Source organism: Streptomyces sp. NPDC048270 (assembly GCF_040652335.1).
GTDB lineage: Bacteria > Actinomycetota > Actinomycetes > Streptomycetales > Streptomycetaceae > Streptomyces.
This window is the reverse complement of record NZ_JBEZLV010000029.1, coordinates 80,400-94,421: the sequence shown is the minus strand read 5'-3', so window position 1 is coordinate 94,421 and position 14,022 is coordinate 80,400. Positions and strand designations below refer to the sequence as shown.

The following is a 14,022-nucleotide window of genomic DNA, read 5'->3' as shown; positions in this document are numbered from 1 at the left end:
GGCGTCTCCCCGTCCGCGATCACCGCGCTGGTCGCGGCGCGTGAGCTGGCCCGCAACGGCGGTACCGGCACGGTGATCCACAACCTGATCACCTCGTGGTCGGTGCCCGAGGTCGTCCGGGAGAACGGCGGCACTCCGGTCCGTACGCGGGTGGGTCACTCCTTCATCAAGGAGGAGATGGCGAAGACGGGTGCGATCTTCGGTGGTGAGCACTCGGCGCACTACTACTTCAAGGACTTCTGGAACGCGGACACCGGGATGCTGGCGGCGCTGCACGTGCTGGCGGCCCTGGGCGGGCAGGACGGCCCGTTGTCGGGTCTGGTGGCCTCCTACGACCGCTACGCGGGCTCGGGCGAGATCAACTCGACGGTCGCCGACCAGGCGGGCCGTCTGGCCGCGGTGAAGGCCGAGTACGGGGGCCGTGGCGACGTCACGGTGGACGAGCTGGACGGTCTGACCGCCACGGGCGCCGACTGGTGGTTCAACGTGCGCGCCTCGAACACCGAGCCGCTGCTGCGCCTGAACGTGGAGGCCCGCGACGAGGCGACGCTGGCGAAGGTCCGCGACGAGGTCCTGGCCCTGATCCGCGCCTGAGGCTCGGCCCTTGCCGGCGGGGCTGGGTGTGCACATCCAGCCCCGCCGGCGGTTTGGCCCGAGACCGGTCAGGCAGCGTACTCCCGTGCCTCCGGCGCGCCCCGCATGGACTTGTACGCGAACGCCGCCGACATCAGCGTCATGTGGTGGTGCCACCCCGGAAAGGAGCGGCCTTCGAAGTCGAGGAGGCCGAACTCGTCGGCCAGCGTGCCGACCGCCGAGGCGGTCTGCGCCGACTGGCGGACCAGGAACAGCAGGTCGTCCATCCGGTGGCGGCTCATGTTGGTGAGCCAGACCGGGCCGCCCCGCAGGCCGGGCCCCGGCCGCCGTTCGCCGAACAGGCGGTACATCTGCTGCGCCCCCGGCACCCCGGTCTCCCCGCCGGGCACCCGGACCAGCCCCGAGTGGATCCGCAGCCGCTGCGGACGCGCGTCGGGACCGCTGACCTGCGCGGCGTACGGGTGGCTGGTGTTCCCCAGGCGGGCGAAGTCACCCGCGGTGGTCGCCCGTACCGGCATCCGCGCGGGCATCCGCACCGGCGTCCGGGCCGGTGCCCGTCCGGGTGCCCCCGCCGGCGTCCGCGCCGGCTCGGCCCCGTGCGCCGGACCGGCGGGGGTGACCGCGAGGCTCGGCGGGACGCAGACCAGGAAGTCGTGGCCCCGGCGGCCGAGCATGCCGATCAGTGCGGCGGCGCCGCTCAGGCGGCTGAAGTCGGCGATCACGGGGGCGCGCACCGACGAGGTGCGGGCGGCGATCGAGTCGATGAGCCCGAGGACGAGGGATTCCGGGGTCTGATGCGCGACCTCCGGTGAGATGCGTGCCCGGCGGCGCAGGGTGGGATCGGCCGACCAGTTCTCGGGAAGGACCAGCCGCCAGTCGACGGGCGTGTTCATACCGCCCAGGGACAGGAAGAGGCCGTATCCGTACTGGCAGTTGACGATGCGTCCGGCGGCCGGGTCGAAGCGGCGGTGCACGCCGACCGAGTGCTCGCCGCGCTTGGGGAAGGCCACCTGCCCGATCGTCCAGGCGTGGACCGCGTGCCGTTCCTCCACCCAGCGGAGCAGTTCGGTGCGTGCCGGATCCCAGTCCCACGGGCTCGCGTTGATGAACTGCTGCAAGGACTGGGAGGCGGTGGGGGACTCGCTCACGGAGGCGGCGAGCCGGCGTACGGACTTCTTGCCGGGCGTGGTGAGCAGTCCCTGCAGGTAGACCCGCGCCCAGCGGCGCTGGTCGGCTCTCGGTAAGTGGCCGAAGAGGCGCTCGGTGAACTCGTCCAGGGTGGTGTCCCCGGCCCCCAGAGCTCTGGTCCTCGTAAGTGCCGTCATCTGTATCCCCCTTCACTGCGGACGCCGGCGTGCGTCGTAGGTACCATCAGAGTACAGAACGTTCGTTTTTTTTCTAGCGTAGATGTAGCGCCCCTCTCGCGACTTGGGCACGTTGGTAGCCGGGCTCCGTCGCGAGGGCGGCGGTGGAGGGGGGCGGGTGCTTCTTCGTCAAGTCGGCGTTGTGTGCGGCCGGCACCCGGGGCGACGCTGGAGGTCGCCGTCCCGCGACAGGACCCATTGGTGAGTCAGGAACGACCTGGATGGCAGTGATTGTGCAGTGGTAAAGCAAGAGCGCGGCGTGCGCACCCGTAACCACCTGATATCGGTGGCCGCCGCAGAATTCGACCGCAACGGATATGACGGGACGTCATTATCCCGGCTGAGCCGCTCCGCAGGGATATCCATCGGCGCGCTCACCTTCCATTTCGCCGCGAAGGGGGAACTGGCCTCGGCCGTCGAGGACTCGGGGCGCGAGGCCACCCGCAGAGTCGTCGAGGAGGTCACGGCCCGCGGCGGGCCGGCGCTGGACACCGTCTCCGCGCTGGTGCTCGAACTGGGCTGCCTGATCGAGGACGACGCGGTCGTTCGCGCCGCCGCCCGGCTCACGCAGGAGCGCACCGGCTCGGGTCCCGCCTGGTGCAGCTGCTGGTATCCGGAGGTCAGGGAGCTGCTCGAGCAGGCGGCGCAGGAAGGGGAGCTGAGCCCCGAGGTCGGCCCGCGCCCCGCCGCCCTGCTGACGGCCCATCTGGTGGGAGGGGTCGTCGTACGGGCGCGCCGCAGTCGTGCGGGCGGCGGCCGCGGAGCCGTCGTCACCGAGCTCAGGGAGCTGTGGCGGCTCGTCCGCCGGGGTATAGCGGCGACGCCGGAGTCGAAATCGGAAATGCCCAAGTAGGCGCAGAACAGCGGGAATTCAAGCCAGTGGCGCACCGCACCCTCTAGCGTCAGCGGCATGAATTCCACACCTCATCGGATAACCAAGGCAGTCATCCCCGCCGCGGGACTCGGCACGCGATTCCTCCCGCTGACCAAGGCCACCCCCAAGGAAATGCTGCCGGTGGTCGACAAGCCGGCCATCCAGTACGTGGTGGAGGAGGCGGTCGCGGCGGGGATGTCCGACATCCTCATGGTCACCGGCCGCAACAAGAGGCCGCTCGAGGACCACTTCGACCGCAACTACGAGCTCGAGGAAGCCCTCCAGCGCCGCGGCGACCAGGACCGGCTCGACAGCGTCTGCGCCTCCACCGAGCTCGCCGACATCCACTACGTGCGCCAGCGGGACCCCAAGGGGCTCGGCCACGCCGTCCTCTGTGCCGCTCCGCACGTCGGCCGGGAGCCGTTCGCCGTGCTCCTGGCCGACGACCTCATCGACCCCCGCGACCCCCTGCTGTCCCGCATGGCCGAAGTGCGCGCCCAGTACGGCGGCAGCGTCGTCGCCCTCATGGAGGTGGATCCGGACGCGATCCACCAGTACGGCTGCGCCGCCGTGCAGGGGCCGCCGGACGCCGCGGGCGTGCGGATCACCGACCTGGTGGAGAAGCCGGAGCCCGGCACCGCCCCCAGCAACCTCGCGATCATCGGCCGCTACCTCCTCGATCCCGAGATCTTCGAGGTCCTGCGGGGCACGAGCCCCGGACGCGGCGGCGAGATCCAGCTGACGGACGCGCTGCGCGCCCTGGTCCAGGCGGGCCGTCCCGTGCACGGCGTCGTCTTCTCCGGCCGGCGCTACGACACCGGGGACCGCGCCGAGTACCTGCGCGCGACCGTCCGGCTCGCGTGTGAGCGCGAGGACCTCGGCCCCGGATTCCTGGCCTGGCTGCGGGAGTTCGTGCGCTCGGAGGAACTGGTCGGGGTGTGAGCCCGGAGGCTCGGTGGGCGACCGGGGATTCTCCGCGGTCGCCCACCCCGCAGGACGGCTACTCCGCCAAGTTGCCCAAATCTCAACGGAGTTCGGTCGCCGCTTGGATTACCGAACGGTAATTACGTAATTTCTTCCCCGGGGCCGGCGACGGACCGGCAGCCGAAGCGCCGAGCGAACGAAGGGAGGTGAACACCATGGCCAAGCCGAACGCGATCAGTGCGCCGGAGACCTCCGACAGCGTCGTCGAGGTACCGGTCGGCGCGCTGCTCGCCGCGGACTCCCCGCGGGTCGTCCGCGTGGACGAGAGCCACGCGCAAGGCCTCGCCCACTCCGGCCGGACGCTGCCTCCACTGCTCGTGCACCGCGGCTCCATGCGGATCATCGACGGAACGCACCGGCTGCGGGCCGCCGTACTGCGCGGGCAGGACACGGTGCCGGTCACGTACTTCGACGGCAGCGCCGAGGACGCGTTCGTCCTCTCCGTCGAGGCCAACATCAGCCACGGCCTCCCGCTCACGCACGCCGAGCGGACGGCCGCGGCGCTACGGATCCTGCGGTCCCACCCGGACTGGTCCGACCGCGGCATCGCGCAGCGGACCGGGCTGGCGGCCAAGACCGTCGGGTCGCTGCGACGCCGCGACGGTCCTGCCCCCGACCCCCCGGGCCGCGTGGGCCAGGACGGCCGCATACGGCCGGCCGACCCCGTACGCGGCAGGGAAGCCGCGGCCCGGCTGCTCGCCGGGCGTCCGACGGCCTCCCTGCGGCAGATCGCGCGGGAAGCGGGCATCGCGCCCTCGACCGTACGGGACGTCCGGCGCAGGATCGGCGAGGGCGCGGACCCCGTGCCCGCCGTCCAGCGGCGCGCAGGCAACGCCCCTGCGCCCGCCCCGGCCCCGGTGCCCGCCCGCGGCCGGGGGCAGCCCCTGCCCGTGCTGGTCACCAGCCTGTGCAAGGACCCCCTGCTCAGGCTGAGCGAAGCGGGCAGGCTCCTGCTGCGCATGCTCGACCTCCAGGTGAGCGGACTGCGCCAGTGGGAGCGGATCGTCGCCGCGATACCCCCCTACCGCGCCGAGACGGCGGCCGCCGCGGCCGCCCAGTGCGCGCGGGACTGGCAGGAACTCTCCGAAGAACTACGGCGCCGCGCCGCGGCGCAAACCCCTGCCTGAGCCGGCTTCCCCGGCACGTACCGGCCTTCGAAGCCGAAGGCCTCCGTTGTGATGGAAAGGATGTATGGCGATGTCGGTTGTCGAGGGAGCGCGTGTTGACGCGGGTGCAGGGGAGGGGGGAGGAGCCGGGGGGCCTGCCCGCCTGGACGGACGCCTCAAACTGGTGCTTGTGGTGCTGCTGGTGGCGCAGTTCATGCTGGCGGTTGATTTCTCGATTCTGAACGTGGCGTTGCCGGTGATCGGTGACGGGCTTGGCTTCTCGTTGTCGAATCTGCAGTGGATCGCGACGTCGTTCGCGTTGTGCGCGGCGGGTTTCACGTTGTTGTTCGGTCGGGTGGCGGATCTGTTCGGTCGGCGTCGGCTGTTCCTGGTGGGTCTGGCGGTGCTGGGTCTGTCCTCGCTGGTGGGTGGGCTGGCGACGAGTCCTGAGATGCTGATCGTGGCGCGGGTGTTCCAGGGTTTGGCGACGGCTGCGGTGACGCCGGCGGGCCTGTCCCTGCTGACGACGTCGTTTCCGGAGGGTCCGCTGCGTCAGAAGGCGCTGGGTCTCAACGGGGCGCTGATGTCTGCCGGTTTCACGACCGGGGCGATCCTGGGCGGTGTCCTGACGGATCTGCTGTCGTGGCGGTGGGCGTTCTTCATCAACGTCCCGGTGGCGCTCGCGGTGCTGATCATCGCGCCGGCGGTCATCAAGGAGTCGCGTCCGTCGGTGCGTCCGAAGCTGGACGTGCCGGGTGCCACGGCGGTGACGCTGGGGCTGCTCGCGCTGATCTACGGGTTGACGCAGGCGGGCGAGCACGGCTGGGGTTCGGCTTCGGCGCTGGGCTGGCTGGCGGCGGGTGTGGTGCTGCTGGTGGTCTTCTATGCGATCGAAGCGAAGACGGCGAGTCCGCTGGTGCCAGTGTCGGTGCTGAAGAAGAAGACGGTGGCGTGGGGGAACATCGCGGGTCTGATCGCGTTCCTGACGGAGACCAGCCTGGTGTTCCTGATGACGCTCTACCTCCAAGAGGTTTTGGACTTCTCGCCGCTGGCGGCGGGTCTGTCGTTCGGTGTGCTGGGCATCGGCACGGTGATCGGCGGCTCGATCGCGCCGCGGGTGATCGCGGCGACGAGTACGCGTAGCACGCTGCTGGTGGGTGGTGTGGTGCAGGCGGTCGCGACGTTGAGTCTGATCGCGCTGGGTGAGACCTCGTCGAGCATGTGGCTGCTGCTGGTCGCGACGTTCGCCGGTGGTGTGGGCAACATGCTGGTGATCGTCGGGTTCATGGTGACGGCCACGACCGGGCTTCCCGACCACGAGCAGGGCATGGCGACGGGTCTGGCGACGATGACGCAGCAGATCGGTATCACGATGGGCACGCCGATCATGTCGGCGGTCGTCGCGGCGAACGCGGACATCCACGCGGGCATCACGACCGCGGTCATCGTCAACACCGCGATCGTCGTGGTCGGAATCCTCACCACCGTCCTCTTCCTGCGCAACAGGGCGGCGACGGACCTCACCTCCGCCTGAGCCTGTCCACCCGGCGACTCCGCCGACAGGCGGCCCGGCACGACCACCCCCGCCGTGCCGGGCCGCCTCCTCGCCCCTTCTCCTCCAGGTCTCCTCTTCCCAAGGAACGTGATGGACCTCCGTATCGAAGACCGTGTGTACCTCGTCACCGGAGCGTCCTCCGGGATCGGCGAGGCGACCACCCGCCTGCTGGCGGCCGAAGGCGCCACCGTCGTCGGCGTCGCCCGCAAGCCCTGGAACACCGAAGCCCTCGGCGACCGGGTCAGCACCGTCAGCGCCGACCTGACCGACCCCGCCGCCGCCCGGCAGGTGGCCGACACGGTGATCGAGCGCCACGGCCGGCTCGACGGCCTGGTCAACAACGTGGGCGCGCTGGAATCGCGCACCGGCTTCCTCGACGTCACCGACGAGCAGTGGAACAGCACCTTCGAGGTCAACTTCCACTCCGCGGTGCGTATGACCCGCGCCGCCCTGCCCGCGCTCCTGGAGACCGGGGCGGGCGCGATCGTCCACATCGCGAGCGAGGCCGCCCGCTTCCCGGATCCCGGCATCGTCGACTACGCCGCCACCAAGACGGCACTGCTCTCCGTCTCCAAGTCCCTCGCCGCCGAGTTCGGCGCACGCGGGGTGCGCTCCAACGTGGTCTCGCCCGGGCCCACCCGGACGGCGCTCTTCGACGCCCCCGGCGGCTTCGCCGAGCAGCTCGGCGAGCGGTTCGGCCTCGGCCCCGACGAGGCCGTCGACCACTTCATCCGCGAGGTGCGCCGGCTGCCGAGCGGCCGCATCGGCACTCCCGAAGACGTCGCCGGTGTCATCGCCTACCTGCTCTCCCCCCTCGCGGACCAGGTCACCGGCGCCGAGTGGAGCGTCGACGGCGGCGCCCTGCGGCAGATCTGACCGGGATCCGCCATGAGACCCTCCCTCCTCGCCCTCGCCATCGGCGCCTTCGGCATAGGCACCACCGAGTTCGTCATCGTCGGCCTGCTCCCGGACGTCGCCGACGACCTGTCCGTGTCCATCCCCTCCGCCGGCATGCTGGTCACCGGGTACGCCCTCGGCGTGGTCGTCGGCGCACCGCTGATGACCGCGGCCGGCGCCAGGCTGCCGCGCAAGACCATGCTCGTCGCGCTCATGGCCGTCTTCATCGCGGGCAACCTGCTCTGCGCCCTCGCCGGGGACTACACCGCCCTCATGGGCGGCCGGCTGATCGCCGCCCTCACGCACGGCGCCTTCTTCGGGATCGGGTCCGTGGTCGCCGCCGACCTGGTGGCACCCGACCGGCGGGCCAGTGCCATCGCCCTGATGTTCACCGGCCTCACCCTGGCCAACGTGCTGGGCGTACCGCTCGGCACCTTCCTCGGCCAGCAGTTCGGCTGGCGCTCGACCTTCTGGGCCGTCACCGGGATCGGGGTCGTCGGACTGCTCGGCCTGATCACCCTGGTCCCGCCGCAGCCGCGGCCGGAGAGCGGAGCGCTGCGCGCCGAACTCGCCGTCTTCCGCAAGCCCCAGGTATGGCTGGCGCTGACCACGACGGTCCTCGGCTTCGGCGGGGTCTTCGCCTCCTTCACCTATCTCGCGCCGATGATGACGGAACGGGCCGGCTTCTCCGACGGAGCGGTCGCCTGGCTCCTGGTCCTCTTCGGTGTCGGGCTGTGCGTGGGCAACGTGCTCGGCGGCCGGGCCGCCGACCGGTCACTCATGCCCAGCCTCTACCTCATCCTGGGCGGACTCTGCGTGGTGCTGGTGGTCTTCACCTTCACCTCGCGGGCCGCTCTGCCCGCCGCGATCACCCTGGCCGCCTTCGGGGCCATCGGTTTCGCGACGGTACCCCCGCTGCAGGCCCGTGTGATGCAGCAGGCCGCCGGGGCTCCGGCCCTCGCCTCCGCGGCGAACATCGCGGCCTTCAACCTCGGAAACGCCCTCGGGGCCTGGCTCGGCGGCCTCGCCGTCGCCCACGGCCTGGGCTGGACCTCGCCGACCTGGATCGGCGCCGGACTCGCCGCCGCCGGCCTGGGTACCGCGGCGCTGTCCGGACTGCTCGACCGCCGCGGCGACGGGCCGCCCCCGCCGGCCAAGGCACCGCTCCCGCTCCCCACGGCAATCCTCCCCGCCGAAGCACTTCCCGCTGCACCACTCATCGAACAGAAGTCGAGGTAGACCCATGAACGGTGTCGATCGCCGGACCATGCTCACCCGCGGCGCGGCCGTCGTCGGAGGCGCGGCGGTGGCCGGCGCACTGGCCGGTCCCGCGGCGGCCGCCGCGGCCCCCGCCCCCTCCGGCGGTGCGGCCGCCGGAGCCGGATCGGTCGTCAAGCCGGGTGATCCGCGCTACGAGATGCTGACCGCCGGCAACAACCAGCGCTTCGTCGCCCGCCCGGACTACATCAAGATGGTCCGCTCGACCGCGGACGCCGAACGCGCCCTCAAAGACGCGGTCCGCGCGGGCAAGCGGGTCTCGGTGCGCAGCGGCGGCCACTGCTTCGCCGACTTCGCCGCGCACCCCGAGACGGAGGTCATCATCGACTTCTCGGAGATGACGCACGTCGGCTACGACCCGGCCTTCCGGGCGTTCGTCGTCGAGGCGGGCGCCCGCCTGATCAACGTGTACGAGGCCCTGTACAAGGGCTGGGGCGTCACGATCCCCGGCGGGATCTGCTACAGCGTCGGCGCCGGCGGGCACATAGCGGGCGGCGGGTACGGCCTGCTCTCCCGGGCCCACGGCCTGGTCGTCGACCACCTCTACGCCGTGGAGGTCGTGGTGACGGACGGCAAGGGCGCTGTCCGCACGGTCGTGGCGACCCGGGAGAAGAACGACCCGAACCGGGAGCTGTGGTGGGCGCACACGGGCGGGGGCGGCGGCAACTTCGGCCTGGTGACCCGCTATTGGTTCCGCTCGCCGGATGCCAAGGGGTCCGTCCCCTCCGAGCAGCTGATCTCCCCGCCGTCGACGGTCCTGGTCAGCGCCGTGGACTTCCCCTGGGAGCAGCTGACGGAGGCCAAGTTCACCCGGCTGCTGAAGAACTTCGGGGCCTGGCACGCCGCGAACAGCTCTCCCGACTCCCCGTACCGCAACCTCTCCAGCCTCTTCAACGTCAGCTCCAAGGCGCACGGCAGCCTGGGGATGTTCACCCAGGTCGACGCGACGGTACCCCACGCGCGCAAGCTGCTCGACGACTACCTCGCGGCCATCACGGCCGGTACGGGCGTCACGCCCAAGGCGCTGACCCGTGCCACCGGTGAGCTGCCGGCGATGCCGCAGTTCGCGGAACCCAGGACCCTGCCCTGGCTCCAGGCGACCCGGCTGGTCGGCACCAACAATCCGACCATCACCAATCCCACCTCGCGCGGGGCGCACAAGTCCGCGTACATGAAGAAGAACTTCACGGACCATCAGATTCAGGCCCTCTACCGGTACATGAGCCGGCCGGACTACACGAACCCCGACACCATGCTGGTGCTGTTCTCCTTCGGCGGGCAGGTCAACGCCGCCGCGCCCGACGCGACGGCCAACGCGCAGCGGTCCTCCATCTTCAAGATGTGCTTCCAGAACTTCTGGCAGGAGGAGAGCGAGGACGAGTTCTACCTGGGCTGGCTGCGCGACCTCTACGAGGACTTCTTCGCCCCGACCGGGGGCGTCCCCCTCATCGACGACAGCACCGACGGCTGCTACATCAACTATCCCGACCGCGACATCACCGACCCCCGGCGCAACCGCTCCGGCGTGCCGTGGCAGACGCTCTACTACAAGGACAACTACCCGCGCCTCCAGCAGGTGAAGAGGCGCTACGACCCGTCCGACTTCTTCCGGCACTCCATGTCCGTCAAGCCGGCCCGCGGCTGACGAGGCCCGCCGGCCCGCCCCTCCGCCGCTCCTCCGCCGCCCCTCCCTCGCCCGCCCGGGCGTTTCCCCCGTTCGCGCTGTTCAGAAGCCCCGCACTCCGGTCTCCGGAGGGCGGGGCTTCTGCCGTTCCCGCTCAACTGTTCGAGTGGTCGCGGGGGTTCGTTGACTCTCCAGCCGGCTCCGGGAAAGCTGTGTCTTGGCCGGAAGAGGGCGCTGGAAAGCCCCTCGCAGTGAGATCCGATCCCCTGGCCACCACCCGGAAAACGCCCTTCCGCGGACCCGCCGTGCCGCGTCCTTCCCCCGTCATGCCCTGGCTCGAATTGCCCCTCGTGAAGGAAGTAGAGGAAACCATGCGTTCCGTCGCCGTAGTCCTCGGCACCCGGCCCGAAGCCATCAAGTTCGCGCCCGTCATCCGCGCCCTCCAGGAGGACCCGCGCTTCGAGCCCGTCGTGATCTCGACCGGGCAGCACCGCCAGATGCTCGACGAGACCCTCGAAGCCTTCGGCCTCACCGCCGACGTCGACCTGAAGGTGATGGCTCCCAAGCAGACCCTCTCCCAGGTCACCTACCGGTCGCTGCGCGGCCTGGAGGACTACTTCGCCACCGCGCCCGCCGACGCGGTCCTGGTCCACGGTGACACCGCCACCACGCTCACCGGGGCCCTGGCCGGGTTCCACCAGCGGATCCCCGTCGTCCACGTCGAGGCCGGACTGCGCAGCGGCCGGCTCGGCTCCCCCTTCCCCGAGGAGGGCAACAGACGGCTCGTGGCGCAGATCGCCGCCCTGCACCTGGCCCCCACCCCCGGGAACCTGGCGAACCTGCTGCGCGAGGGCATCGCCGCCGACACCGTCACCGTCACCGGCAACACCGTCATCGACGCCCTGCGCTGGGCCGGCGGCCGCGCGGGAAGCTACGGCGTGCCGGCCCTCGAAGACCTCGACCAGGACCCCCGCCGGGTCGTGCTGGCCTCCGCGCACCGCCGCGAGGCATGGCCCTACCTGCCGCAGATCGGGCAGGCCCTGGCCCGCATCGCCGACGAGCCCGGCGTCCGCGTCGTCGTCCCGCTGCACCGCAACCCCGTGGTCCGCGAGGCGCTCCTGCCGCACATCGGCAGCCACCCGGCCATCACCGTCGTCGACCCGCTGCCCTACCTCGGCTTCTGCAAGCTCATGGGCCGCGCCGACATCATCGTCTCCGACAGCAGCGGCAGCCAGGAGGAGGGGCCCGCGCTCGGCAAGCCCACCCTGGTCCTGGGCGACGTCACCGAACGCTCCGAGGCCATCGTCGCCGGCACCGCCTGCCTCGTGGGAACCCGCACCGAGGGCATCGTCGCCCACACGCTGGAGCTGCTGCGCGACCGGGCCGCCTACGACCGCATGGCCAATGCCGCCAACCCGTACGGCGACGGCCTGGCCACCGTCCGCACCGTCGCCGCGATCGCCCACTTCTTCGGCCTCGGCCCCGCGCCCGAGCCCTTCGTCCCGGAGACCGCCGTCGACGAGCTCAGCGTGGAACTCGCCCGTACGGCCGACTTCGCCCGCACCTGACCGACACCGAGAGGAAGCCCGTATGAGCGCCACCCCGTCCGCCACCGAACGCCCGCTGAACTTCAGCTCCCCGTACCTGAGGGCCGACCTCGTGCGCGACGCCGTGGACTACACCATCGAAGGCCGCACGATCGTGGTGAACCCCGGCACCACCCCCGTGACCGTCGCCGAGGTACCGCGCAAGAGCATCCCCCCGCTCTCCTCGACGGTGCTCGCCGACACCCGCATCGAGAAGGCCGACGCACTGCTCCTGCTGCGCCCCGCCGCGGAGGACGTGGAGATGACCGGCATCACCGGGGAACCGGGCTGGCACCACCTCGCCGACCTGCTCGGCCCCGGGGAGTTCTCCCGCGAGACCCCGCTCCACCGCAGCCCCCAGGACGACATCAACACCGTCCTGTTCGACCCGGTCTACATCCTCGGCGAACGCGAAACCCCGCTGGACCAGCGCGAGTTCAACGTCCGCGCCAACCTCTGGTTCGCGCCCGCCGGCACCGACTGCTTCATCCACAACACGCACGACTTCATCGAGGTCCACACCCAGGTGCACGGTCTGGGGCGCATGCAGCGCTTCCGCGACCACGACCAGGCCTCCCTCTACCAGGACGTCCTGATGAGCCCGGGCTACACCACCCCGGACCCGTTCTGCGCGACCGGCCCCCAGTGCAGCTACCACTACCCGATGCACCAGTACCGGGCCGACACCGACTGCGTCTGGCTCGCCATCGAGTACCACCCCGTCCCCCGCGCCCTGCGCACCCTGCCCGTACCCACCCTCAGGGAGAACCACTGATGACCGCCACCGACAAGGCCGCCACCGACAAGAACACCGAGAACGTCCTGCGCACCCCGAAGTTCTCGGCCGAGGTCGTCGCCGACCAGCTCCGCGACGGCTACTGGCTGGAAGCCCCGGACATCGACGGGGACGGCAAGCCCGACCTGTTCGGCTACGGGCTGCGGCTGGGCGAGATCTACTGGTACGCCAACGACGGGGACTGGACCCGCCGCCTGATAGCCGACCGCATCAAGATGCCGGTGGGCGCCGACTTCGCCGACGTCAGCGGCAACGGCCACCCCGACGTGATCGTCTGCTACGACCTGTACGGCCCGATCGGCACGATCCACGACGCCAACACCCAGGGCGGCAAGATCGACTGGCTGGAGAACCCGGGCACCCCCGACAAGGACGAGTCCCGCTGGAAGCGGCACTACGTCGGACGCGCCACCGGCATGCACCGGCTGCGCGCCGGCCACTTCACCCGCACCGACCGCCTCCAGATCATCGGCCTGCCGATCGTCGCCAAGGAGGACGTCCACGCCGTCCTGCCGGTCGTGCTGTTCACCCAGCCCGACGACGTGCACACGGCCGAGGAGTGGCCGATGACCGTCATCGACGACAGCCACTTCCGGATGATCCACGGCGCCGAGAAGAAGCGCGGCCTGATCCCCGGCTCCGACCTCGAGTCCCTGCTCCTGGCCTCCGACGAGGGCGTCACCTGGCTCTACTACGACGAGGCACGCCAGGAGTGGATCCGCGAGCTGATCGGCACCGGCGAGCTCACGCAGTTCGAGCAGACCGGCTTCCGCGGCAGCGGCGACCTCAACGCGGGCCGGCTCGGCGACGACCCGATGGCGTACGTCGCCGCCATCGAGCCCTTCCACGGCAACACGGTGGCCGTCTACACGAAGGCCGCGGAGGGCGAGGGCTGGAACCGGGTCCTGCTGGACGTGTACGGCGACCCCAACGAGAACGGCGAGGGCCCGGGCCACCAGATCGTCTGCGCCGACTTCGACGGCGACGGCGACGAGGAGTTCCTCGTCGCGCTGCGCGGCCCGTGGCCGTGGCAGGGCGTCATGTACTACAAGGCGATCGACGCGGCCAACGGCGTCTGGGCGAAGTGGCGGGTCTCCGAGGAGTCCGTCGCCCGCATCGCCACCGCCGACTTCAACGGCGACGGCCGGCTGGACTTCGCGACCATCGCGTACTCCGTCCAGAACTACTACGTGGCCAAGGACGCCAAGCTCATGGTCTACCGCAACGAGATCGAGCAGTAGGCCCACGCCCACGCCCGCGCCGCCCACGCCCCACCGGCCCGTTCCGCGGCGCACTCCGCCCCACCGGCCCGTTCCGCGGCGCCTTCCGCGCAGCCGGCCAGTCCCCGCGACGCCCTTCGCGCC

General features: G+C 71.1%; 11 protein-coding genes and 1 pseudogene. 11 read left to right on the top strand and 1 reads right to left on the bottom strand.

Features of this window, described 5'->3' with window-relative positions; genetic code table 11:
* Positions 1 to 594, top strand: a pseudogene (manB, locus tag AB0D66_RS24355) (phosphomannomutase/phosphoglucomutase); the annotation flags it as partial.
* Between the two features lie 68 nt (positions 595 to 662).
* On the opposite strand, the gene AB0D66_RS24350 reads toward manB, so the two are convergent.
* Entirely contained in the window at positions 663 to 1,919 is a 1,257-nt protein-coding gene (locus AB0D66_RS24350) for a transposase (RefSeq protein WP_362307237.1), read from the bottom strand.
* Positions 1,920 to 2,217: 298 nt separating this feature from the next.
* On the opposite strand from AB0D66_RS24350, the gene AB0D66_RS24345 reads away from it, so the two are divergent.
* The 10 genes from AB0D66_RS24345 to AB0D66_RS24300 all read left to right on the top strand — a co-directional run bounded on the left by AB0D66_RS24345 (position 2,218) and on the right by AB0D66_RS24300 (position 13,899).
* The gene (locus AB0D66_RS24345) at positions 2,218 to 2,811 is read left to right on the top strand and encodes a TetR/AcrR family transcriptional regulator (RefSeq protein ID WP_362307234.1); all 594 of its coding nucleotides are present in this window, start codon (positions 2,218 to 2,220) and stop codon (positions 2,809 to 2,811) included.
* Positions 2,812 to 2,868: 57 nt separating this feature from the next.
* Positions 2,869 to 3,774 (top strand): UTP--glucose-1-phosphate uridylyltransferase GalU, encoded by a 906-nt coding sequence (gene galU, locus AB0D66_RS24340; protein WP_362307230.1) that lies wholly within the window; start codon positions 2,869 to 2,871, stop codon positions 3,772 to 3,774.
* A gap of 197 nt (positions 3,775 to 3,971) precedes the next feature.
* The gene (locus AB0D66_RS24335; protein ID WP_362307226.1) at positions 3,972 to 4,943 is read left to right on the top strand and encodes a ParB N-terminal domain-containing protein; all 972 of its coding nucleotides are present in this window, start codon (positions 3,972 to 3,974) and stop codon (positions 4,941 to 4,943) included.
* A 70-nt stretch (positions 4,944 to 5,013) separates the two neighbouring features.
* A complete protein-coding gene (locus tag AB0D66_RS24330) occupies positions 5,014 to 6,456 on the top strand; it encodes an MFS transporter (RefSeq protein WP_362307222.1) in 1,443 nt (480 codons plus the stop codon).
* Positions 6,457 to 6,567: 111 nt separating this feature from the next.
* Positions 6,568 to 7,353 (top strand): SDR family oxidoreductase, encoded by a 786-nt coding sequence (locus AB0D66_RS24325; protein WP_362307220.1) that lies wholly within the window; start codon positions 6,568 to 6,570, stop codon positions 7,351 to 7,353.
* 12 nt (positions 7,354 to 7,365) lie between these two features.
* Positions 7,366 to 8,613, top strand: a complete 1,248-nt coding sequence (locus tag AB0D66_RS24320; protein ID WP_362307217.1) for an MFS transporter — start codon at positions 7,366 to 7,368, stop codon at positions 8,611 to 8,613.
* Positions 8,614 to 8,617: 4 nt separating this feature from the next.
* Complete coding sequence (locus tag AB0D66_RS24315) at positions 8,618 to 10,297, top strand: FAD-binding protein (RefSeq protein WP_362307214.1); 1,680 nt, start codon at positions 8,618 to 8,620, stop codon at positions 10,295 to 10,297.
* 350 nt (positions 10,298 to 10,647) lie between these two features.
* Positions 10,648 to 11,844 (top strand): UDP-N-acetylglucosamine 2-epimerase (non-hydrolyzing), encoded by a 1,197-nt coding sequence (gene wecB / locus AB0D66_RS24310; RefSeq protein WP_362307211.1) that lies wholly within the window; start codon positions 10,648 to 10,650, stop codon positions 11,842 to 11,844.
* Between the two features lie 22 nt (positions 11,845 to 11,866).
* Entirely contained in the window at positions 11,867 to 12,637 is a 771-nt protein-coding gene (locus AB0D66_RS24305; protein ID WP_362307208.1) for a hypothetical protein, read from the top strand.
* On the top strand, positions 12,637 to 13,899 hold the full coding sequence (locus AB0D66_RS24300) for a VCBS repeat-containing protein (RefSeq protein WP_362307205.1): 1,263 nt from the start codon (positions 12,637 to 12,639) through the stop codon (positions 13,897 to 13,899). The genes AB0D66_RS24305 and AB0D66_RS24300 overlap by 1 nt, the downstream gene beginning before the upstream one ends.
* Positions 13,900 to 14,022 lie beyond the last annotated feature (123 nt).

Bases quoted from the DNA above. Each gene is read 5' to 3' on its own strand.
- AB0D66_RS24350 (WP_362307237.1), bottom strand. From the start codon at position 1,919: ATGACGGCACTTACGAGGACCAGAGCTCTGGGGGCCGGGGACACCACC.
- galU (WP_362307230.1), top strand. From the start codon at position 2,869: ATGAATTCCACACCTCATCGGATAACCAAGGCAGTCATCCCCGCCGCG.
- AB0D66_RS24335 (WP_362307226.1), top strand. From the start codon at position 3,972: ATGGCCAAGCCGAACGCGATCAGTGCGCCGGAGACCTCCGACAGCGTC.
- AB0D66_RS24330 (WP_362307222.1), top strand. From the start codon at position 5,014: ATGTCGGTTGTCGAGGGAGCGCGTGTTGACGCGGGTGCAGGGGAGGGG.
- AB0D66_RS24325 (WP_362307220.1), top strand. From the start codon at position 6,568: ATGGACCTCCGTATCGAAGACCGTGTGTACCTCGTCACCGGAGCGTCC.
- AB0D66_RS24320 (WP_362307217.1), top strand. From the start codon at position 7,366: ATGAGACCCTCCCTCCTCGCCCTCGCCATCGGCGCCTTCGGCATAGGC.
- AB0D66_RS24315 (WP_362307214.1), top strand. From the start codon at position 8,618: ATGAACGGTGTCGATCGCCGGACCATGCTCACCCGCGGCGCGGCCGTC.
- wecB (WP_362307211.1), top strand. From the start codon at position 10,648: ATGCGTTCCGTCGCCGTAGTCCTCGGCACCCGGCCCGAAGCCATCAAG.
- AB0D66_RS24305 (WP_362307208.1), top strand. From the start codon at position 11,867: ATGAGCGCCACCCCGTCCGCCACCGAACGCCCGCTGAACTTCAGCTCC.
- AB0D66_RS24300 (WP_362307205.1), top strand. From the start codon at position 12,637: ATGACCGCCACCGACAAGGCCGCCACCGACAAGAACACCGAGAACGTC.